The sequence below is a fragment of the Cryobacterium sandaracinum genome (assembly GCF_004403415.1).
GTDB lineage: Bacteria > Actinomycetota > Actinomycetes > Actinomycetales > Microbacteriaceae > Cryobacterium > Cryobacterium sandaracinum.
Genome location: NZ_SOGO01000035.1, coordinates 1 through 20,007, shown reverse-complemented (window position 1 = coordinate 20,007; position 20,007 = coordinate 1). Strand labels below are relative to the sequence as shown.

At 69.4% G+C, this 20,007-nt stretch carries 17 protein-coding genes; 8 read left to right on the top strand and 9 right to left on the bottom strand.

The features are described from left to right. Positions 1 to 44: 44 nt before the first annotated feature. Entirely contained in the window at positions 45 to 2,318 is a 2,274-nt protein-coding gene (locus E3T25_RS12625) for a polyribonucleotide nucleotidyltransferase (RefSeq protein ID WP_134374614.1), read from the top strand. Between the two features lie 216 nt (positions 2,319 to 2,534). Further along, entirely contained in the window at positions 2,535 to 2,870 is a 336-nt protein-coding gene (locus E3T25_RS12620; protein WP_104195301.1) for an ArsR/SmtB family transcription factor, read from the top strand. 66 nt (positions 2,871 to 2,936) lie between these two features. On the opposite strand, the gene E3T25_RS12615 is transcribed toward E3T25_RS12620, so the two are convergent. From E3T25_RS12615 to E3T25_RS12580, 8 genes are all read right to left on the bottom strand, one after another. Then, positions 2,937 to 4,472, bottom strand: coding sequence for a hydrogenase large subunit (locus E3T25_RS12615; RefSeq protein ID WP_134374612.1), 1,536 nt, complete (start codon positions 4,470 to 4,472; stop codon positions 2,937 to 2,939). Next, on the bottom strand, positions 4,469 to 6,028 hold the full coding sequence (locus E3T25_RS12610) for a proton-conducting transporter transmembrane domain-containing protein (protein WP_134374610.1): 1,560 nt from the start codon (positions 6,026 to 6,028) through the stop codon (positions 4,469 to 4,471). The genes E3T25_RS12615 and E3T25_RS12610 overlap by 4 nt, the downstream gene beginning before the upstream one ends. Then, positions 6,028 to 6,684, bottom strand: a complete 657-nt coding sequence (locus E3T25_RS12605; RefSeq protein WP_104101117.1) for a hypothetical protein — start codon at positions 6,682 to 6,684, stop codon at positions 6,028 to 6,030. Before E3T25_RS12605 ends, E3T25_RS12610 begins: the two co-directional genes overlap by 1 nt. A gap of 8 nt (positions 6,685 to 6,692) precedes the next feature. After that, on the bottom strand, positions 6,693 to 7,643 hold the full coding sequence (locus E3T25_RS12600) for a respiratory chain complex I subunit 1 family protein (protein ID WP_134374608.1): 951 nt from the start codon (positions 7,641 to 7,643) through the stop codon (positions 6,693 to 6,695). Further along, complete coding sequence (locus E3T25_RS12595; RefSeq protein WP_134374606.1) at positions 7,640 to 9,658, bottom strand: proton-conducting transporter transmembrane domain-containing protein; 2,019 nt, start codon at positions 9,656 to 9,658, stop codon at positions 7,640 to 7,642. The genes E3T25_RS12600 and E3T25_RS12595 overlap by 4 nt, the downstream gene beginning before the upstream one ends. Further along, positions 9,655 to 10,134 (bottom strand): NADH-quinone oxidoreductase subunit B family protein, encoded by a 480-nt coding sequence (locus E3T25_RS12590; protein ID WP_198415666.1) that lies wholly within the window; start codon positions 10,132 to 10,134, stop codon positions 9,655 to 9,657. The genes E3T25_RS12595 and E3T25_RS12590 overlap by 4 nt, the downstream gene beginning before the upstream one ends. Before the next feature lie 81 nt (positions 10,135 to 10,215). Next, positions 10,216 to 10,848, bottom strand: coding sequence for an LON peptidase substrate-binding domain-containing protein (locus E3T25_RS12585; RefSeq protein ID WP_233191416.1), 633 nt, complete (start codon positions 10,846 to 10,848; stop codon positions 10,216 to 10,218). Further along, a complete protein-coding gene (locus E3T25_RS12580; RefSeq protein WP_104101121.1) occupies positions 10,845 to 11,312 on the bottom strand; it encodes an Lrp/AsnC family transcriptional regulator in 468 nt (155 codons plus the stop codon). The genes E3T25_RS12585 and E3T25_RS12580 overlap by 4 nt, the downstream gene beginning before the upstream one ends. Positions 11,313 to 11,445: 133 nt before the next feature. Here E3T25_RS12580 and pdhA point away from each other — a divergent pair, with 133 nt between their 5' ends. From pdhA to E3T25_RS12560, 4 genes are all read left to right on the top strand, one after another. Further along, the gene (gene pdhA / locus E3T25_RS12575; RefSeq protein ID WP_134374602.1) at positions 11,446 to 12,555 is read left to right on the top strand and encodes a pyruvate dehydrogenase (acetyl-transferring) E1 component subunit alpha; all 1,110 of its coding nucleotides are present in this window, start codon (positions 11,446 to 11,448) and stop codon (positions 12,553 to 12,555) included. After that, on the top strand, positions 12,555 to 13,619 hold the full coding sequence (locus E3T25_RS12570) for an alpha-ketoacid dehydrogenase subunit beta (protein WP_134374600.1): 1,065 nt from the start codon (positions 12,555 to 12,557) through the stop codon (positions 13,617 to 13,619). Before pdhA ends, E3T25_RS12570 begins: the two co-directional genes overlap by 1 nt. Next, positions 13,616 to 15,079, top strand: coding sequence for a dihydrolipoamide acetyltransferase family protein (locus E3T25_RS12565; RefSeq protein ID WP_134374598.1), 1,464 nt, complete (start codon positions 13,616 to 13,618; stop codon positions 15,077 to 15,079). Before E3T25_RS12570 ends, E3T25_RS12565 begins: the two co-directional genes overlap by 4 nt. Positions 15,080 to 15,264: 185 nt before the next feature. Continuing rightward, positions 15,265 to 15,927 carry a VOC family protein gene (locus E3T25_RS12560; RefSeq protein ID WP_134374596.1) on the top strand — a complete coding sequence of 221 codons (663 nt, stop codon included), beginning with the start codon at positions 15,265 to 15,267 and terminating at the stop codon, positions 15,925 to 15,927. A 182-nt stretch (positions 15,928 to 16,109) separates the two neighbouring features. Here the strand turns inward: E3T25_RS12560 and E3T25_RS12555 are convergent, their stop codons facing one another. Then, positions 16,110 to 16,721 (bottom strand): SACE_7040 family transcriptional regulator, encoded by a 612-nt coding sequence (locus E3T25_RS12555; RefSeq protein ID WP_134374595.1) that lies wholly within the window; start codon positions 16,719 to 16,721, stop codon positions 16,110 to 16,112. A 121-nt stretch (positions 16,722 to 16,842) separates the two neighbouring features. On the opposite strand from E3T25_RS12555, the gene E3T25_RS12550 reads away from it, so the two are divergent. Together E3T25_RS12550 and E3T25_RS12545 are read left to right on the top strand one after the other, a co-directional pair. Next, on the top strand, positions 16,843 to 18,450 hold the full coding sequence (locus tag E3T25_RS12550) for a carboxyl transferase domain-containing protein (protein WP_104101127.1): 1,608 nt from the start codon (positions 16,843 to 16,845) through the stop codon (positions 18,448 to 18,450). An 8-nt stretch (positions 18,451 to 18,458) separates the two neighbouring features. Then, the coding region (locus tag E3T25_RS12545; RefSeq protein WP_134374593.1) for an acetyl-CoA carboxylase biotin carboxylase subunit at positions 18,459 to 20,007 on the top strand (1,549 nt) is incomplete at its 3' end.

Sequence of the window (20,007 nt, the reverse complement as noted above, 5' to 3'; positions counted from 1 at the left end):
CGCCAGAATGGCGAGAAGCAAAAACCAAAGGAGAGAACCCCCATATGGAGGGTCCAGAAATCACGTTCGCCGAAACCGTTATCGATAACGGCAAGTACGGCACACGCACCATCCGTTTCGAAACCGGGCGTCTCGCCCAGCAGGCGCAGGGCTCTGCCGCCGCCTACATCGACGAAGAGACCATGCTTCTCTCCGCCACGAGCGCCAGCAAGCAGCCGAAGGAGAACTTCGACTTCTTCCCCCTCACCATTGACGTCGAAGAGCGCATGTACGCTGCCGGACGCATCCCGGGCAGCTTCTTCCGTCGCGAAGGTCGCCCGTCGACCGAGGCTATCCTCACCTGCCGTCTGATCGACCGGCCGCTGCGCCCGTCCTTCGTCGACGGACTCCGCAACGAGATCCAGGTTGTCGTCACCGTTCTGGCCATCGCGCCGGATGAGTACTATGACGTGCTCGCGATCAACGCGGCCTCGATGTCGACCCAGCTCGCCGGCCTCCCCTTCTCGGGCCCGATCGGTGGCGTTCGCGTCGCCCTCATCCCCGACGAGAACGGCTCCGGCCAGTGGGTTGCCTTCCCGAAGCACTCGCAGATCGTCGACGCCGTGTTCAGCATGGTCGTCGCCGGTCGTGTGGTGACCGACGCCAACGGCGCGCAGGACGTCGCGATCATGATGATCGAGGCCGAAGCCACCGACAACGCCTGGGATCTCATCAAGGGCGGCGCCATCAAGCCGAACGAAGAGGTCATCGCCGAGGGCATCGAAGCCTCGAAGCCCTTCATCAAGCAGCTCATCGAGGCGCAGCAGAAGGTTGCCGCCTCGGCCGCCAAGCCGACCGGCGCCTACCCGGTGTTCCCGCCCTACCAGCCGGCCACCTACGACGCCGTCGCCGCTCTCGCGTACGACCAGTTGAAGGCCGTCTATCAGATCGCCGACAAGATTGAGCGCCAGAATGCGGATGACGCGCTCAAGGCATCCGTCAAGGAGACCATCGCGGCCAAGGTCGCTGCCGGCGAACTCGACGCCAGCGCGAACAACCAGGTTTCCGCCGCGTACAAGTCGGTCACCAAGCTCGTCGTGCGCTCGCGCGTTCTCAACGAGGGCATCCGCATCGACGGCCGTGGGCTCGCGGACATCCGCCCGCTCGACGCCGAGGTTGCCATCATCCCGCGCGTGCACGGTTCCGCGATCTTCCAGCGCGGCGAGACCCAGATCCTGGGTGTCACCACGCTGAACATGCTCAAGCTCGAGCAGACGATCGACTCCTTGAGCCCGGTCACCAAGAAGCGCTATATGCACAACTACAATTTCCCGCCCTACTCGACCGGTGAAACCGGCCGCGTCGGAACGCCGAAGCGCCGCGAGATCGGCCACGGAGCGCTCGCTGAGCGTGCCCTGGTCCCCGTGCTGCCGACGCGTGAGGAATTCCCCTACGCCATCCGTCAGGTCTCCGAGGCGCTCAGCTCCAACGGATCCACCTCGATGGGTTCCGTCTGTGCCTCGACTCTGTCACTGCTCAACGCCGGTGTGCCGCTGCGCGCACCTGTCGCGGGCATCGCCATGGGCCTCATCTCCGACACCGTTGAGGGCAAGACCCGCTACGCGGCTCTCACCGACATCCTCGGCGCCGAAGATGCCCTCGGCGACATGGACTTCAAGGTCGCCGGCACGAGCGAGTTCGTCACCGCGATCCAGCTCGACACGAAGCTCGACGGCATCCCGGCATCCGTTCTCGCCGGCGCGCTCACCCAGGCCAAGGACGCTCGCGCGACCATCCTGGCCGTGCTGAACGCCGCCATCGACCGTCCCGACGAGATGGCACCGACCGCGCCCCGCGTGATCAGCGTCCAGATCCCGGTCGACAAGATCGGCGAGCTGATCGGCCCGAAGGGCAAGATGATCAACTCGATCCAGGACCAGACCGGTGCCGACATCTCCATCGAGGAAGACGGCACGGTGTACATCGGCGCCGTTGACGGACCGTCGGCCGAGGCCGCTCGCGCCATGGTCAACGCCGTCGCGAACCCGACCAACCCGGAAATCGGCGAGCAGTTCCTCGGAACCGTCGTCAAGATCGCCGCGTTCGGCGCATTCGTCTCCCTGCTCCCCGGCAAGGACGGCCTGCTGCACATCAGTGAGGTGCGCAAGCTCGCCGGTGGCAAGCGGGTTGAGAACGTCGAAGACGTGCTCGGCGTGGGCCAGAAGGTCCTCGTGGAGATCACCAAGATTGACGACCGTGGCAAGCTCTCGCTCGCCCCGGTCCTCGATGAGTCGGCTGAGGCCGGCACCGAGGACGCACCGGTTCCGACCGAGGCGTAGTCCGCTAGATCTACCGACAACCTCTCGCCAGGTTAGTCGGCTAGACGGAAAGCCCGTCCTGCTCCGGCAGGGCGGGCTTTTTGCATCCCGCGGTGGTCGAGTGCCCGCCCGATGTCGCGCGTGTTCCCGATCCGGCGGCCGATCCCGTTCCCCGCGGCTCAAGACCAGCACCTATTTGAAAGTATTACAGGTTAGCGATATGATCAGACTGTGTCGATGACCGGACTACCCATGGCCCAATTGAAGTCTGACCTCTTCAAGGCTCTCGGGCATCCGTTGCGGGTGCAGGTTCTGGAGCAGTTGGCCGGCGGGGAACGCTCCGTCGGCAGCCTGGCCGAGGTGCTCGGCGCCGAACTGTCGAACCTGTCCCAGCAGCTGGGGGTCCTGCGCCGCGCCGGCGTTGTCGCCACCCGACGAGAGGGCAACACCATCTTTTACGGCCTGCGGGACCCGGGTGTCGCCGAGCTCCTGGCCATCTCCAAACGGATGCTGGTGTCCAGCCTTGAAGACTCCCACGCCCTGCTCCGCACCATCGAGCAGGACTCGCAGTAGCCCGAGCCCTAGGCCTGCTCCGTCCCGGACGAATTGGTTCGACACCGGGCTATAGCGGACGCGCCGCTAGAGGTCGTTGCCGGCGTAGGACTGGTTGAAGCTCTTGTTCACGAGGGGGAAGTCCGGCACGATCGTCTCGGACAGGGCCACGGGCAGCGCAGGCCAGTTGAAGTAGGACGGGTCGACGACCTTCAGCCGCGTGATGGCACCGTCTGGCCCTAGCTCGACCCGGTGGCAGATGGTTCCGCGCCAGCCCTCGACGAGGGCAAGGCCGCTCGCCGCATCCGTCGTCGCCGCATCCGTCGTCGCCGCCACCGGAGATGACGCCGCGGCCGCACCACCACGGTGCGCGCCCAGCCGGGCGATGAGGTCGATCGCCACCGCAATGGACACCTCGAACTCGCCCGCGCGCACCCGGTAGCGGCTGAGCACGTCGCCGCCGGTGTCGGTGACTACGTGGAAGTGCTCACCCAGATCGACGAAGGGATGGTCGCGGCGGGCGTCGGCGTCGACACCGGATGCCCGCGCCACATAGCCCAGCGTGCCCATGGCCTCGGCCTGGCTGGTGGGCAACGGGGCCGTGCCGGTGAACCGGTCCCGCACGATCGCGTGCCCGAGGGTGATCGCGATGATCTCCTGAACGTCGGCGGCGACGCCGCGGAGGGCGGCGGAATCCGGCAGGGCGAGAACGCGTACCCCGCCCACCGACAGCGCCCCGCGCAGGAAGCGGTGGCCGGTGACGGTCTTGTTGATGCGCAGTAGTGTTTCGCGGAGCCGCTGAGTGTGCGAGTTCACGACGCCGAACCCCACGTCGTTGGCCAGCGAACCGAGGTCGGAGACGTGGTTGTAGAGGCGTTCGAGTTCGAGCAGCAGGGCGCGCAGCAGGCGGTCGGGCTCGGAGATCTCGATGCCGGAGGCCGCCTCGATCGCCATCGTGTAGGCCAGCGTGTGGCCGATGACGGTGTCGCCGGCGATCTGCTCGGCCATATCGATGCCGTCCGCAGGCAGACGACCCTCGAAGAGCCGCTCGACGCCGCGGTGCATGTACCACTGGCGGGCTTCCATCCGCACGATGGTCTCGCCGACCACGGAGAAGCGGAAGTGGCCCGGGTCGATGATGCCGGCGTGGATGGGGCCGACGGCGATCTCGTAGACCCCGGGGCCCTCGACCTCCACGAACGGGAACGACTCGACGTCGGGTTCGAATTCGGGGGTGGCCGTGGCGTCCTTCCGCATCGGGTACCAGCCGCGGGGCCAGTGGCCGTGGCGCACCAACCGGTGGGGCTGAGGGTGGTTCGCCGGCCGCACGCCGAACAGGTCGCGGGTGCCGCGCTCGAAGTTGCCGGCCGGGAACGAGAGGTCGGCCAGACTCGGAATCCAGGCGTCGTCATAGGGGACGGGCACGACGAGGTCGATCTGGCGCCGGGGGAAGACGGCGACGAAGGAGTAGACCACGCGCAGCCGGTCGCCGTCGTCGTGGCCCGCGACCAGCGCGAGCCGGTTTCCATCGGTCAGCAAGGCGGCGGCTTCGCCCCGGAGTTCGTCGCGCGTGAGCGTGCGCACCTCGGGGGTGGCGGCTCGCACCGGATTCGGGGTCGTCATTGGATTCCTCCCAGAACCTCGGCCGCACGCGTCAGGAGTGTGCCGACCGGCTCCGCTATGAAGGCCACCACCGCGGTGGTGCCCAGGGCGAGGATGAGCGGCAGCATCGGCCCGTGCCCCGACCGGTCCGGCACGAGGGGGTCGTCCGGGTGCGGCTCGGCGTCCGCCAGGGTGACGGATGCGCTCGGAACGGAGACCGGGACGGCTCCGGTGACGGATGCCCCGGCCCCCGCAGCCGGGACGACTGGGAAGGCCGTGGCCGCAGGCGCCCCGATCGTCATGGCCACCGTCAACCGGGTGAGGCTGGCGAAGATGACGAGCAGCAGTACCAGAGCGATGCCGACCACCACGCCCAGGCCGGTGGAAAAGCCGGCCACGATGATGCCGACCTCGGAAAAGAAGATGCTGAACGGCGGGAACCCGATCAGAGCGGCCATGGCGATCAGCCAGGGCACGGCCAGCCCCGGCCGCCGCACGAGCAGGGCGCGCACGTCGTCGATCTTCGGAGTGCCCTCGACCTCGAGGATGCGGCCCGAGATCACGAACAGGGTGGCCTTGGTCAGCCCGTGGCCGAGCACGTACAGCAGCACGGCCGGCAGGGCCGCCGGGCCGATGGCCGCGCCGACGGCCATCATGCCCATGTGCTCGATACTGGAGTAGGCCAGCATCCGTTTGAAGTCGCGCTGGCGGATCAGAAGCGCCGCCGCCACGAAGAGGGAGAGCAGCCCGCCGACGCTGAGCATGATGCGCAGGAAATCCGGCCCGATCACGGCGTCGGTGATGGTCTGAATGCGCAGGATGGCGTAGAGGGCGACCGCGAGCAGGACGCCGGACATGAGCCCGGAGACGGGCGCGGGCGCCTGGCTGTGCGCGTCGGGCAGCCAGCTGTGCATGGGGGCGAGCCCGGCCTTGGTGGCGAAGCCGAGCACGGCGAGGGCGCCGCCGGCGCGGATCAACGCGGGGTCGAGTGGCAGGCCGGCCTGGCTGAGCACGAGCCAGGACAGGGTTGCCTCGCCCGTGCCGCGCGAGGCGGCGTAGATGAGCACGATGCCGAGCAGGGCGATGGCCACGCCGACGGAGCCGAGGATGACGTACTTCCAGGCAGCTTCCAGCGATCGGGGGGTGCGGTGGTGGCCGACCAGGAAGGCCGTGGCGATGGTGGTGGCCTCGACCGCGGCCCACATCAGGCCGATGTTGTCGGCGAGCACCGCGAGGCTCATCGCGGCCAGGAAGATCGAGATCAGGGCGTCGTAGGAGCCGGTGAACCGCGCGGGCTCGGCCGTCGCGTGGCCGAGCCCGCCCCAGGTGGAGACAAGCCCGACGGCGCCGACCACGGTGAGCATGTAGGCGCTGAGCGCGTCGGCGCGGAGCAGCCCGCCGCCCAGTGTGGGAACTTCGTCCGCGAGCACGACGCTCACCAGGAGCAGGCCCGAGATGAGCACGGCGACGCTGGAGGCGATGGGGCTGAGCCGGCGTAGTGCGGGGGAGGGCACGCCGAGGCTCAGCACGGCGAGGAGGGCCGGAATGGCCAGGGGGGTCCAGAGGGCGAATGACATCAGTCGTGCAACTTTCTGAGCTGATCGATCTCGGTGTTGCCGAACTTGGTGCGCATACGGCCGGCGAAGACGTAGAGGATGACGACGACCAGCAGCACGTCGAGGGAGATGCCGAGCTCGAGGAACAGCGGCACACCGCCCGAGGTCAGGAACGCGACGGTGGCGATGCCGTTGTCGAGCACGAGGAAGCCGATCAGCTGTGATCCGGCCTGCCGGCGGGTGACCAGCAGCAGGAAACCGATCAGCACCATGGCCAGGCCGATCGGAGCCGCGTGTGCCGAGATGCTGATGTCGCCGGCGAGCACCCGACTGGCCACGACGTAGCTGAGGATGGTCAGAAGCGCCACGGTCAGCAGGGCCGCCGTCGGGTTGAGGCGCGGCGCCTCATCCGTTCGGGTGGTGGCGTGGGTCTCGCGGGCGAGCACCCACGGCAGGCCCATACCCTTGACCAGCAGCACGAGCAGCGAGACGAGGATCACCTCGACCTCGCCCTCCTCCAGGCCGATCACGGCGACCAGTGCGGCCAGCGCGAAGCCCTGCACGCTGAGCAGCCGGATCGACGCCAGCAGCGAGTGCCGCCAGACCATCAGGGCGCTGGTGAGCAGCAGGGTGCCGGTGCAGAGACCGATCAGCTGCGGGTAAATGGTGGTGAACACGGATGCTCCTAAGCGACCAGGTAGGAAGCGGTGACAGCCAGCAGGCCGAGGGCGAACGACCCCGCCAGCAGCTCGGGCACGCGGAACAGCCGCGCCTTGGCCAGGAAGACCTCACCCACGCTGAGCACAACGCCCAGCAGCAGGATTTTCACGGTGACGGCGCCCACGCCGACTATCACGCCGAGCACCGAGAAGTCGGTCATGATTCCCCACGGCACGATCAGGTTGCTGAGCAGGCCGAGCAGGGCGGCCAGCTTGAGCCAGGAGCCGAGTTCGAGCCAGACCAGGTCGCGGCCGGAGGCCTCGAGCACCATGGCCTCGTGCAGCATGGTCACTTCGAGGTGGGTCGACGGGTTGTCGACCGGCAGACGGCTGGTCTCGGCCATGATGGCGATGGCCAGGGCGACCATGGCCAGCAGGCTGACCGGGGAGATGATCACGGCCGGATTCAGGAGCCGGGTCTCCACGATCAGCGAGAGGGTGGAGGTGCCGGCCGGGATGGAGAGCGCGTAGACCGCGAGCAGCAGGGTCGGCTCGACCAGAGCGGCGACGGTCATGTGACGGCTGGAACCCATTCCGCCGAACGCGGTGCCGGCGTCGAGGCCGACCAGGGCCAGGGCCACCACGCCGACCAGCATGATGGAGACGATCACGAACAGGTCGCTGGGGATGAGCGGCAGCGGCAGGGTGCCGACCAGCGGCAGCAGTGCGCAGAGCAGCAGGCTGGAGACCAGGAGGGTGACCGGACCGGCCGCGAGCATCCAGCTGCTGTCGGCGGCGCGCACCGGGTTCTTCGCCAGGAGCTTGCGCACATCGCGCCACGGCTGCCAGATGCCGGAACCGGCCCGGCCTTCGAGGAGAGCCCGCACCTGGCGGATCACGCCGATCAGGAGGGGGGCGAGGAACACGAACAGCACCAGCTGAACCAGGGCGATGTTGATCGCCGCGGCGCCGGTCACAGGGACACCACGATCAGAACGGAAAGCAGGGCGACGAAGGAATAGGACAGGTAGCGATGGATACTGCCGTTCTGCGCGCGTCGGGCCAGAATGCCGAACCGTTGCATGAGGTTCAGCACCGGGCGGTAGAGCCGGGTCTCGACCACGTCGGACACGGTCTGTTCCACGTGGACGCGTTCCACCAGGTAGCGGGATTCACCCACGTGGGTGACCTCCACGTCGCGGGTGGGCCGGAGCACGTCGTCGAAGACGCGCACCAGCGGCTCGGCATACGAGGTGGCCGTGTACTGCATCCGCGGCCGCAGCCGTGACCCGCCGCCGGCCCAGGGGAGCGGCGAGGTACGGGTGGGGTGGCGCCGGGCGGAAATGAACAGCGTGATCAGCACGGGCGCGAGCAGCAGGCCGGCCAGCACGATGAAGGTGGTGGGGTCGAGTACGGCGTCGATGCCGCGGGCGTCCAGGCCGGCGAGGCCGATGGTGCGCACGTCGGGGGTGAACGCCGGGCCCACGGCCGAGCCGATGGCCACGGCGAGCGGGCCCGGTAGCAGGCCGAGCCCGACCACGAGGACGGCGCCGAGCACGAGCGGGATGCGCATGATGACGGGCACCTCGTCGGCCAGTGCGGCCTTCCGGGAGCGCGGGCGGGCCAGGAAGGCGATCCCGTAGGCCTTGACGAAGGTGAGCAGGGCCAGCCCGGCGGTCAGGGCGATCACGGCGACCGCGAGTGGCATGGCCACGGATGCCGCGACGGAGACGACCTCCCCGTCGACCCGTGAACCGTGGATCAGAGCCTGCAGCAGCATCCACTCGGCGACGAACCCGCTCGTGACGGGCAGGGCCGCGGCGCCCATGGCGGCCCCGCCGAACGCGGCGGCGGTCCAGGGCATCCGGCTGCCGAGGCCGCCGAGTCGGTCGAGATTCATCTCGCCGGCCGCGCGGGCCACGGCGCCGGCCCCGAGGAACAGGGTGGACTTGAACGCGGCGTGGCTGAGCATCAACAGCAGGGCGGCGACAAGGGCCGCGTCGGCCGCGGCAGCTGCGTTGTCGGCGCGCAGCAAAACGGATGCCCCGAGCCCCAGGAACACCAGCCCCATGTTCTCGGTCGTGGAGTAGGCCAGCAGCACCTTGAGGTTGCTCGCCACGGAGGCCTGCAGAATCCCGTAGAGCGCGGACACCCCGCCGAGCACCATGATCAGCACTCCCCACCAGGCCGGGCCGTTCGGCAGCAGCCGTACGACGACGAGGAGTGCGCCGTAGACGCCGATGTTGACCATCGCGCCGCTCATCGCTGCGGCGACGTGGCCGGGGGCCTCGGGCAGCACCCGCGGAACCCAGACGTGCAGGGGCACGAGCTCAGCCTTGCCGCCGAAGCCGAGCAGCAGCAGCAGGAAGGCCACGCTCGCCTGCCAGGTGAAGGGATCGATGGTGGCGAGGTCGGCGAACCCGGTGCCGCCGGCCAGGCCGGCGAGCATGGCGAAGCCGGCCAGCACGAAGAAGAAGCTCAGCTGCGACATCGCCGAGTACCAGACCAGGGCGGAGGCGACCGTGCCGCGGGTGGCGTGGTGGGCCAGCAGGAGCGCCGTGGAGCCGAGCGTCATGATCTCTAAGAACAGCAGGAACGACACCACGTCGGTTGCGGCCGGCACGAGCTGCATGCCGGAGAGGAACACGGCCATCGACAGCCACGAGGTGCGCGAGGCCGAGGCCACGCGGGCCGAGCCGATCCCGAACAGGGAGGCGAGCACGCCGACGACGGAGACGACCACCATGACCAGTCCGCCGAGGCGGTCGGGGGAGAGCACGAGCGGGTCCATCGGCAGGGCGGTGGGGATGCTCAGCGACCCGGTGCCGCCGGAGAGCGCGATCGCACCGGTGACGACGCCGGCCACGGCGAGCAGGGTGCAGAAAAATCCGCTGACCCGCGAGCGCCATGAGGTGGGTGTGAGCAGGGCCGCGGCGATGGCGACCACGAGCAGCAGGGTCTGGCCGAGCATGCCGGCTTCGAGGGCGGTCATCGACCGGTCATCCGGCGCAGTGCTTTGACGATGACGGCCGGCTCGGGCGGGTTGCCCGGCACGGACAGGTCGACGTGCACGAAGTCCGACACCGGCCCGGCCACGCCGTAACCCTCGGCGAAGACGCCGCCGGTGATGGCGCAGTCGCCGACCGCGATCACGAAGCGGGGGGTCGGCGTGGCGTCAATGGTGCGGCGCATCGGCTCGATCAGGTTGCGGGTCACGGCACCCGTGATCACGAGCACGTCGGCGTGACGCGGCGACGCGACCAGACGGATGCCGTAGCGTTCGACGTCGTAGACCGGGCCGAACGCGCTCTGCACCTCCATCGCGCAGTCGTTGCAGCTGCCGGCGTTGATGAAGCGCACCTGCACGCTGCCGCCGAAGACCTCGGCGCTGGGGAACAGGGCCGGGGCCGGTGGGGCCGCTTCGGCGATGCGGCCACTGGTTCGGATAAGGTTCAGGAGTCGTTTCACGCTCAACTCAGGCTCCGTGTGGCACGATACATCATTACTTCTTTATATACCTATATGATGAATTTATCAAATAGATTGGGGTTATTCTTCGGGCCAGGGCGCGCTGAGGGAGTCCACGGCTTCCTGGGTGTACTCGATCACCGCCGTGAGGAGCTGCTCCATCGAGGTGGACCGCAGCAGTTCGATCTGGTCCAGAGGGCCCAGCGGGGCGATGCCGGCGATCTGCCAGGCGGCCGCCGTCGGATCCCGGGACAGCTCCACCGTCGAGGGCCAGAGCTGGTCGGCGAATTCGCTTGCGAGGGCCAGGGCGCGTCGCACGGCCTGCTCGGCCCGGTCCCGCAGTGGCAGCAGGTCGTCGTCCCAGTCCAGCTCGGCAAGGTCGCGCACCGTGGCCTGGGGGTGCGGGTCTTCGGTCAGCCAGTCGATGACCTCGACCCGGCGTTCGCCCTGGGCGGTCACCCCGACGAATCCCTCGGAGGCCTCGAGTTCGGTGATCTGGGCCACGGTCCCGTAGTGGAACCGCCGCTCGCCGCCGCCGACCTCCTGGCCGCGTTCGATCAGCACCACGCCGAACTCGGCCGGCTCCTCCTTGAGGATGCGCGACAGCATGACCAGGTAGCGGTCCTCGAACACCCGCAGCTGCAGCGGCATATAGGGAAACAGCACCGACCCGAGCGGGAACATCGGCAGGGACGTCACCGGCAGCGCGGTCATGGGCGGGTACGCTCCAGCAGCGGGGTGATCCGGTAGGGGATCAGCTCGCCCATGGCCAGGGACGTCTCGGTGCGATCGACACCCTCGCAGGCGAGGATGGTGCCGTCGATGCGGAACAGGTCGTCGGCATCCGCGCACACCACGCGCACCAGGATGTCGGTCGCCCCGCTCATGCCGTGCGCCTGCACGATTTGCGGAATGCGGGCGAGCTCGGCCACGATCTGGGCGAGGCGTTTCTGCTGCACGTGCACCTCGATGAAGGCCGTCAGCGGATAGCCCAGCGCGACCGGGTTGATGCGGCGGTCGAAGGAGAGGAACGCGTTCGACTCCTCAAGCCTGGCCATGCGCGCCTGCACCGTGTTGCGGGAGAGGCGCAGCTGCTGGGCGAGCGCCACGAACGTGCTGCGCGGTTCGGCGCATAGAGCGCGGAGCAACTGTAAGTCGACTTTGTCCAGACTGTGCATACTGCTCGAAGGTAGCAGGCAGGGTGCCCCATGAATAGGGCAAATTGCTCAAAATTCATTGTCATGGTTGTGCTCCGTGTTTCGGAATCGTACGCTCTCAACAACTTCGGCAACGACGCTGGGAGCGCATCTGATGCACACTGTCCACACCGGGGAGACCCCCGACATTCTTCTGCAGCTGCTGAGCCCCGAGGGGATGCGGCTGGCCGACGCCGATCTGGATCCCTGGGTCGCGGAGGTGACCGGGGCCGACCTCGCGGCGCTTTACCAGGACATGGTGGTGGTGCGCCGCATCGACGCCGAGGCCACGGCGCTGCAGCGTCAGGGAGAGCTGGGGCTCTGGCCGCCGTTGCTCGGCCAGGAGGCCGCGCAGATCGGCTCGGGCCGCGCGCTCCGCGCCGACGACTTCGTCTTCTCCAGCTACCGTGAGAACGCCGTCGCCTGGTGCCGGGGCATAGCGCCCACCGACATCCTCCGGGTGTGGCGCGGCACCGCGCAATCCGGCTGGGACCCGCTGGTGTACCGAATGGCGACGCCCAGCATCATCATCGGGGCGCAGACCCTGCACGCCACGGGCTGGGCGATGGGAGCCGTGTTCGACGGCGCGGACTCGGTGGCCGTGGCCTACTTCGGCGACGGCGCGACCAGCGAGGGCGACGTCAGCGAGGCGCTCGTGTTCGCGGCGAGCTTTCAGGCGCCGGTGGTCTTCTTCTGCCAGAACAACCACTGGGCCATCTCCGAGCCGGTCGGACTGCAGACCCGCTTCGGCATCGCCGGCCGGGCCCCCGGGTTCGGCATTCCCAGCCTCCGAATCGACGGCAACGACGTCCTGGCCGTGATGGCCGCGACCCGGCTGGCCCTGAACCGGGCCCGCACCGGGGGAGGCCCCACCTTCATCGAAGCCGTCACCTACCGGATGGGCCCGCACACGACCGCGGATGACCCCACTCGCTACCGGCCGGCGGCCGAACTCGAGGAGTGGGCGAAGAAAGACCCGATCCTGCGACTGCGACGGCTGCTCGACTCTCTCGGCCTGTTCACCCCCGAGCTGGAGTCTGAGACCCAGGCTCTGGCCGACGCCACGGCCGCCGAGCTGCGCGCCGGCTGCATCGGCCTGCCTGACCCGGAGCCGTTGACCGTGCTCGCCAACGTCTACGCCACCCCGCACACCGGGGTCGACCGCCAGCGTGCGGAGTACGCGGCCTACCTGGCGAGCTTCGAGCCGACCGGAGAGAAGGTCTGATGTCAATCGAAACCATCCGGAGTGCTCCGGCTACACGCGCGAACGGCTCGACGCCGGTGTCGCCGATCGAGGCGGCGCTGACGGACACGAAGACCCTGACCCTGGCCAAGGCGATCAACGCCGGGCTGCGCCAGTCCATGCTCGACGACCCGAAGGTGGTGCTCCTCGGCGAGGATATCGGCGCCCTCGGCGGCGTGTTCCGGGTGACCAGCGACCTGCTCGCCGAGTTCGGGCCGAACCGGGTCGTCGACACCCCACTGGCCGAGTCCGCCATCATCGGCACCGCGGTGGGGCTGGCGTACCGCGGCTACCGCCCGGTCTGCGAGATCCAGTTCGACGGCTTCATCTTCCCCGGATTCGACCAGATCGTCAGCCAGGTGGCCCGGTTCCACTACCGCACCCAGGGGGCCCTGCGCATGCCCATCACCATCCGGGTGCCGTTCGGCGGCGGCATCGGCGCCGCCGAGCACCACTCCGAATCGCCCGAGGCCTACTTCACGCACACCTCGGGCCTGCGCGTGATCGCGGTCTCGAACCCGCAGGACGCCTACAGCCTGATCCGCCAGGCGATCGCCTCCGACGACCCGGTCCTCTTCTTCGAGCCCAAACGCCGCTACCACGTTGCCGGCCCGGTGACCCCGCAACTCGGCGAGCCCTTCGAGAGTGCCCGGGTCGTGGCCGCCGGCACCGACGTCACGCTGATTGCCTACGGAGCGCTGGTGACCACGGCGACGGATGCCGCGCTCGCCGCCGCCGACGAGGGCATCTCGGTCGAAGTCATCGACCTGCGCTCGCTCTCGCCCATCGACTACGCCGCCGTCGAGGCATCCGTTCGCAAAACCGGCCGGCTCGTCGTCACTCACGAGGCCGCCCGCTCGGGCGGGCTGGGTGGCGAGATCATCGCGGAGGTCACCGAGCGCTGCTTCGACTACCTCGAGGCCGCACCGGTGCGGGTCACCGGCTTCGACATCCCGTACCCGGCGGCGAAGTTGGAGAGCCACCACCTGCCCGACCTCGACCGCATGCTCGATGGGGTCGACCGAGTGCTGGGACGACGACGATGATCAAGGTTTTCAGGTTGCCCGACCTCGGCGAGGGGTTGACCGAATCGGAGATCGTTGCCTGGCGGGTCGCGCCCGGCGACACGGTGACGCTCAACCAGCTCATCGCCGAGGTCGAGACGGCCAAGGCCGTCGTCGAGTTGCCGTCGCCCTTCGCGGGTGTGGTCGCCGAACTCCACCAGCAGCCCGGCACCACCGTGCACGTGGGTGACCCGATCGTCTCCTTCGAGGTCGCCGGCGCTGAGCCTCCCTCAGTTCCTTCGGCCGCTTCTCCCGCCGGTGCGGCTTCTGCGCCTCCTGCTGGTCCTACGGCTCCTGCTGGCGAGCCCGAACGGCTGGCCGTGCTCGTGGGGTACGGCGCAGCGGCCGAGCGTGGCGGGCGGCCGCAGCGACGGGCCCGCGCGGGGGCGACGGATACGCCGGGCCGGGCCGGGGTCTCTACTCCGGCAGCGAGGTCGACGTCGGCGCCTGCCTCGACGTCGACGCCGGCCTTAACGTCGGCCGCGTCACCCGCGGCTCGGGAGGTGCCGGCTACCGGGGAGCGCCCGCGGTCCACGCCGCCGGTGCGCGCGCTGGCTCGCACACTGGGCGTCGACCTGACCCAGGTGACCGGGACCGGTCCGACGGGCTTCATCATCCGGGAGGACGTGGCGGCGTACGCCGCCCCCGCAGCCCTCGGCGTCTGCCACACACCGAACGAACCGGGACTCGAGCTCGGGCGCGCCGAACCGGATGACCGGCCCCCGGCATCCGAGCCCCGTGCCCGGGAAACCCGCAGCCCGATCCGGAGTGTGCGCAAGCAGACCGCCGCCGCCATGGTGCAGAGCGCCTTCACCGCGCCGCACGCCACGGAGTTCCTGACCGTGGATGTGACGCCGACGATCGAGCTGATCGACGCGCTGAAACGCGACCGGGGGTTCGCCGACGCGCGCATCGGCGTCCTTGCCGTGGTCGCGAAGGCGCTCTGCCTCGCCGTCGCCCGCACGCCCGAGGTCAACACCCGCTGGGACGAGGCGGCCGGCGAGATCGTGCAGTTCCATTACGTGAACCTCGGCATCGCCGCTGCCACGCCGCGCGGGCTGATCGTGCCCAACATCCCGGATGCCGACCGGCTGGCTCTCGCCGACCTCGCCGCGGCGCTCGCCGCGCTGACCAGCGCCGGCCGGGCGGGAGCGACCAGCCCGGCCGCCCTGCACGGCGGCACGATCTCGATAACCAACATCGGCTCGTTCGGCATCGATGCGGGCACGCCGATCCTGCCTCCGGGGGAGGCCGTGATCCTCGCGCTGGGAGCGATTGCGCTGCGGCCGTGGGAGTATCGCGGCGAGGTCGCGCTGCGGCAGGTGGTCACTCTCAGCGTCGCCTTCGACCACCGTCTCGTCGACGGAGAGCAGGCGGCCCGGTTCCTGACCGACGTCGCCGGCATCCTCGCCAACCCCGCGCGCGCCCTCGCCCTCCTCTAGGAGTCAGTGGTCAGCCCCTAACGAATTCGACGGAGTTTTCGCACCCACAGCCCGAAATTTGGGTAAAGACGGGCATTTTTCCAAGAATCTCCGTCGAATTGGTTCGCAGCCTGCGGGAGCCGGCCGGCAACGGATGCCCCCGAGCGCGCCTTGACGGGGCTCGGACCGCGCAGCAGAGTGGGGGGATGAAATCACTGGGCACCCTCCTCACCCCTCTCGACACCGAGTCCGTGCTCGCCGGCGGAGCCTTCGTCCACCTCGACGGCGCCCTGCACGGCTCGTTCACGACCCGGGACTTCGCCTCGGCTGTGCGCCTGGTCGACCAGGTTGCCGAGGCGGCGGATGCGATGAATCACCACCCCGACGTGCGGCTCGGCTACGGCCAAGTCGGCTTCCGCCTTTCGTCCCACGACGCCGGCGGCGTGACCGACCGCGACCTGCGGCTTGCGCTGCGCATCCAGGAACTCGCGGATGCGCAGGGCGCCGACCGTGCGCCGGTGCGGCCGGCCCGCTACGACGTGGCGATCGACTGCACCGACGCCGAAGCGATCCGGCCGTTCTGGCGGGTGGGTCTCGGCTACGTGGAAATCGACAGCGAGGGCGAGATCGAACTCGTCGATCCACACGGCCAGGGCCCGCGGGTCTGGTTCCAGACGATGGATATCGTTCGCACCGAGCGCAACCGCATCCACCTCGACGTGTATCTGCCCACGATCGACGCCGAGTCCCGGGTGCAGGACGTCATCGCCGCCGGCGGCGATCTCCTCACCGACGAGCACGCCCCCGACTGGTGGGTCCTGGCCGACCCTGAGGGCAACGAGCTCTGCGTCTGCACCACCGTCTCCTGAGCCGGCGACTGAGCCCGCGACTAATTCGTCTGATGGCTCGTGGACTGAGCCGCTAAGCCCCGGCTACCGCCGAGATCGACACTTCCGGTCGAGGTCGACAGACACACCGGTTGATCTTGACCAGAACGGTCGACGTCGACGGATGCCCGGCTCACGCCGGCGCGAGCCCCCGCCCGCGAGGCTTAGGCGGGCGCGAGCCCCCCGGCCCCGAGCGCCGCGAGCGCCATCTCCTCGAGCAGCGGCCGCACCTTGCCGCTCGGCGACGCCGGCAGCGTGTGCGGGGTCGAGTTCAGTAGTCCGAACGTCGCCTGGGCACGGATGCGCAGCAGCTGCGCATCAACCTCGGGGTGCACTTGCCCGAGCACGCTCACCCACAGCTCCACGTAGGTGCGCTGCAGGGCGCGCACCTGGTGCCGGTCCGGGGCGGCGAGGCTGTCCAGGTCCCGGTCCTGCACGCGGATGACGTTCGGATGCGAGAGGGCGAAGTCCGTGTGGAAGCGCACCAGCGCGTGGAGTGCGCCCGCGGCATCCGGAGCGCCCGCGACCACGGCCTGCCCGCTCGCCACCAGCGTCTCGCTGACCTCCACCAGCAGCGCGGCCAGCACGGCCGGCTTGCCGCTGAAGTGCCGGTAGACGGCCGGTCCGCTCACGCCGACGGCCGCGCCGAGGTCCTCGATCGACACCCCGTTGTAGCCCGACCGGGCGAACAGCGTGGCGGCGGCCCCGAGCAGTGCCTGCCGCCGGTCGGCCTTGGCCTGGCTCCGAGCCGTCGGCGAGGACGGGAGGATTCCCATTCGGTGCTCCGTTCACGCGGAAACTCTGGACAACTCAGTTATGAACCGCTAACCTGACTTTCGGTTAGTGCACGCTAACTGTACCGGCTGAACACTCAAGCGGGAAAGCGGGAAGTCGTCGATGGAGACACTCGCGAGTCTGATCGACTCGACCAGTCCGGCCTTCGACGCGAATGCCACCGCCCACCGCGAGCTCGTCGCCGACCTGCGCCGCCGCCTCGCCGTCGTCGCCCTCGGCGGTCCCGAGGCCTCCCGCCAGCGCCACCTCGCCCGTGGCAAACTGCTGCCGCGCGAACGCATCGACCGGCTGCTGGATGCCGGCAGCCCCTTCCTCGAGATCGCGCCCCTGGCCGCCACCGGACTCTACGGCGACGACAGCCCCGGTGCCGGCCTGATCGCCGGGATCGGGCTGATCCACGGCCGCCACGTGCTCGTCATCTCCAACGACGCCACCGTCAAGGGCGGAACCTACTACCCGATGACGGTCAAGAAGCACCTCCGGGCGCAGGAGATCGCATTCGAGAACCGGCTCCCGTGCGTCTACCTGGTCGATTCGGGCGGGGCCTTTCTGCCGCTGCAGGACGAGGTCTTCCCCGACCGTGACCACTTCGGCCGCATCTTCTACAACCAGGCCCGGATGTCGGCGGCCAAGATCCCGCAGATCGCCGCCGTGCTGGGATCCTGCACCGCGGGCGGCGCCTACGTGCCGGCGATGAGCGACGAAACCGTGATCGTGCGGAACCAGGGAACAATTTTCCTCGGCGGCCCGCCGCTGGTGAAGGCCGCGATCGGCGAAATCGTCACGGCCGAGGAGCTCGGCGGCGGTGACCTGCATGCCCGCACCTCCGGGGTGACCGACCACCTCGCCGAGGACGACGAGCACGCACTCCAGATCGTGCGCGACATCGTGCGTTACCTGCCCGCGCCTCCGCCGCCGGCCTGGCCGCGGCTGCCGGCCGTCGACCCCGTTGCCGACCCGGCCGAGCTCTACGGCGCGGTGCCGACCGACCCGCAGGGCCGCTACGACGTGCACGAGGTGATCATGCGTCTGGTTGACGGCAGCGAGTTCCATGAGTTCAAGAAGGAGTACGGTACGACCCTGGTCACCGGCTTCGCGCATCTGCATGGCCATCCGGTCGGCATCATCGCCAACAACGGTGTGCTGTTCTCCGAATCCGCCCTCAAAGGGGCACACTTCATCGAGCTGTGCGACCAGCGCGGCATCCCGCTGCTGTTCCTGCAGAACATCTCCGGTTTCATGGTCGGCCGCGACTATGAGGCCGGCGGCATCGCCAAGAACGGCGCGAAAATGGTCACCGCCGTCGCCACCGCGCGCGTGCCCAAGCTCACGGTCGTGATCGGCGGGTCGTTCGGCGCCGGCAACTATTCCATGTGCGGCCGTGCCTACTCGCCCCGCTTCCTCTGGATGTGGCCGAACAGCCGCATCTCCGTGATGGGCGGCCCGCAGGCCGCATCCGTTCTCGTCACCGTCAAACGCGAGCAGCGGGAGAAGGCCGGCCTGCCCTGGTCGACGGATGCCGCGGAGGAGGTCACCGCGCCCGTCACCGCCCAATACGAGCGGCAGGGCAGCCCCTACTATTCGACCGCCCGGCTCTGGGACGACGGGGTGATCGACCCGGCCGACACCCGCACCGTGCTGGGCCTGGCCCTCGACGTCGTTTCCGGGCCGCCCCTGCCCGAGACCGCTTTCGGCCTCTTCCGGATGTGAGGCGCACCATGACACCGAACGCACCGACACCGAACGCACCGACACCGAACGCACCGACACCGCGCTTGACACCCTTCGAGACCGTGCTGGTCGCCAACCGCGGCGAGATCGCCTGCCGCATCATCCGCACCCTGCGCACGATGGGCATCCGTTCGGTGGCCGTCTACAGCGACGCCGACCGTGATGCGCTGCACGTGAGCCTCGCGGACGCCGCGGTGCGCCTCGGCCCGGCCGCGCCGCAGGCGAGCTACCTGAACATCGACGCGATCCTGGCGGCCGCGGCGGCCACCGACGCCGACGCCGTGCATCCCGGCTACGGATTCCTCAGTGAGAACGAGGCCTTCGCCCGCGCCTGCGCCTCCACCGGCCTCGTCTTCGTCGGACCGGGTCTGAACGCCCTTGCCGTGATGGGCGACAAGATCCGCGGCAAGAACCATGTCGCCGATAGCGGTGTGCCCGTCATTCCCGGGTTCTCCCGGCCCGGCCAGACCGACGACCAGCTCATCGCCGCCGCCGTGGAGGTGGGCTACCCGCTCCTGATCAAACCGTCCGCGGGCGGCGGCGGCAAGGGGATGCTGCGGGTCGACGCCGCGGGCGAGCTCGCCGCGGCGCTCGTCACGGCGCGGCGCGTGGCGCAGGGCGCGTTCGGCGACGACACGCTGCTGCTCGAGCGCTTCATCGATCAGCCCCGGCACATCGAGGTGCAGGTGCTCGCCGACGCTTCGGGCGCCGTGATCCATCTCGGTGAGCGCGAGTGCTCCCTGCAGCGCCGCCACCAGAAGGTGATCGAGGAGGCTCCGTCGCCGCTGCTCGACCCGGCCACGCGTGCACGCATCGGCGAGGCAGCCTGCCAGGCCGCCCGGAGCGTCGGCTACACCGGCGCCGGCACGGTGGAGTTCCTGGTCTCCGATGCGGCCCCGGACCAGTTCTTCTTCATGGAGATGAACACCCGGCTGCAGGTGGAGCACCCGGTGACCGAGCTGGTCACCGGCCTCGATCTGGTCGAGTGGCAGCTGCGCATCGCCGCGGGGGAACCGCTGCCGCTGACCCAGGCGGAGGTGGTGCTCACCGGGCACGCGATCGAGGCGCGCCTCTACGCCGAGAACCCGGCGCGCGGTTTTCTTCCCAGCCAGGGCACCGTGCGCAGCCTGTCCGAACCGGTCGGCGAGGGCATCCGGGTCGACAGCTCGCTGCGTCCGGGCCTGCCGATCTCGGGGGTCTACGACCCGATGCTCGCCAAGGTGATCGCCTGGGGTGCTGACCGCGCCGAGGCCCTCGCCCGCCTCGACCGGGCACTCGCCGACACCGTGGTGCTCGGGGTGCACACCAACGTGGAGTTTCTCCGGTTGCTGCTGCACAACCCCGACGTGCGTGCCGGTCGCCTCGATACCGGCCTGATCGAGCGCAGCCTGCCCGGTCTCGGACTCCGGGGGATGCCCGGGCAACCGCTGCCCGACCACCTACCGGCCGCCGCGGCCCTGTTCCTGCACGCGCGCGCCACCGCCACCGCCCGCACTGACGCCGCGGGCGCCGACGCCGCGGGCGCCGACGCCGCGG